Consider the following 1,695-nt stretch of genomic DNA (forward strand, 5'->3'; position numbering starts at 1 on the left):
CGTTACCTTTCTTGTGGCCCCGCAACGGGGCGCCTGGCCCCCGGGTCCGGTATGGCTGTTTGCCCCCTGTCGTACGCATGACCTGGGGGGTGTTGCCGCCGGGCCTCGGGGCACCGCTTGACCGCTGATGAGGGGCCTGACGACCGCCTGGTCCGGTGCAACGCCGGACCGCTTTGGGCGGGGATGTCTGCGTAACGTGGTTGCCGGCGTGTGGTGCCGCAGGGACGGCCAGGAACTGGGTACGAGTGCGTATCGAGGGGGCACGCGAGCATGGTCGACACCGTCGACATCGATCTGTTCCTCGGCCTGGACCTGGGCAAGGAATTCCACCACGCCCATGGCCGGACCAAGGACGGCAGAACCGCGCACGACAAGCGGCTGCCCAACACCGAGCCGAAACTGCTGGAGCTGTTCAGCAAGCTGGTGACGAAGTTCGGCACCGTGCTGGTGGTCGTGGACCAGGTCGCCGACATCGGCGCGCTGCCGCTGACGGTGGCCCGCGCGGCGGGCTGCCGGGTGGCCTACCTGCCCGGGCTGTCGATGCGGCGTGCCGCCGACCTGCACCCGGGCGAGGCCAAGACCGACGCCCGCGACGCGTTCGTGATTGCCGAGACCGCCCGGACCATGCCGCACACTCTGCGCGCGGTGGACCGTGACGACGAGGTGCTGGCCGAGCTGACCTTGCTCACTGGCTACGACAACGACCTGGCCGGCGAGGTCAACCGCGCCACCAACCGGCTGCGCGGCCTGCTCTCCCAGATCCACCCCTCTCTTGAACGCGTCCTCGGCCCCCGCCTGGCCTACCCCTACATCCAGGCCCTCCTTCAGCGCCACGGTTCCCCGGTCAGGCTGAGGAAGCTGGGCCGGGCCCGCTGCGAGGCCCTGCTCAAGGCACACGGCTCGCGCAAGGCCCACCATCTGACCGCAGAGATATTCGACGCGCTCGCCGAGCAGTCCCTCGTCGTTCCGGGCACCGAGGCGTCCGCGCTGATCGTGCCTGGCCTGGCCGCCCAGCTCGCCGCCGCGCACGCCCAGCGCCGCCAGGCCGAGCAGGAGATCGCCGCCCTGCTGGAGGCCCTCCCTCTTTTCCACCTCCTGACGTCTCTGCCCGGCCTGGGCGTCAGGACCACGGCCGCCGTGATCGTCGCCATCGGTGACGGCACGGGTTTCCCCACCGCCGGGCACCTCGCCTCCTACGCCGGGCTCGCCCCCGCGACGAAGTCCTCGGGCACCTCGATCCGCGGCGAGCACGCACCCCATCGTGGCAACCGCCTGCTCAAACGCGCCTTGTTCCAGGCCGCGTTCGCCGCGATCGGCTGCAAGAGCGACCCGTCGTCGCGGGTCTACTACGACCGTCAGCGCGCCCGCGGCAAGACTCACACCCAGGCGGTCCTCCGCCTGGCCCGCCAGCGCGTGAACGTCATCCACGCGATGATCCGCACCGGCGCCCTCTACGAACCACGCACCCCGGGCGACGTCGACCTCGCCGCCTGACGACTGCTCCACCGCCCCTACCCTTCAGGCCCCATCACGCCCGCCCACCGGCACGGCGACTCCGGCCCTGCCGGCCACCGGGCTGCCCATCAGCTACCCGATCCGCCGGGAACGTCCCGCTTCGCGGGACGTTCCCGAAAACCAGGATCAACCCCTACAAGCCAACCCCACCAGGGTTGACGAAACAGATAGGGGCACCCC

At 70.7% G+C, this 1,695-nt stretch carries 1 protein-coding gene; it reads left to right on the top strand.

Annotated elements, in window-relative coordinates; genetic code table 11:
- The first annotated feature begins 270 nt into the window (after positions 1 to 270).
- Positions 271 to 1,494, top strand: a complete 1,224-nt coding sequence (locus tag ACFY2B_RS46145; RefSeq protein ID WP_390769046.1) for an IS110 family transposase — start codon at positions 271 to 273, stop codon at positions 1,492 to 1,494.
- The last annotated feature ends 201 nt before the right edge of the window (positions 1,495 to 1,695 follow it).

It is taken from the genome of Streptomyces sp. NPDC001270, from assembly GCF_042896695.1.
Lineage (GTDB): Bacteria > Actinomycetota > Actinomycetes > Streptomycetales > Streptomycetaceae > Streptomyces.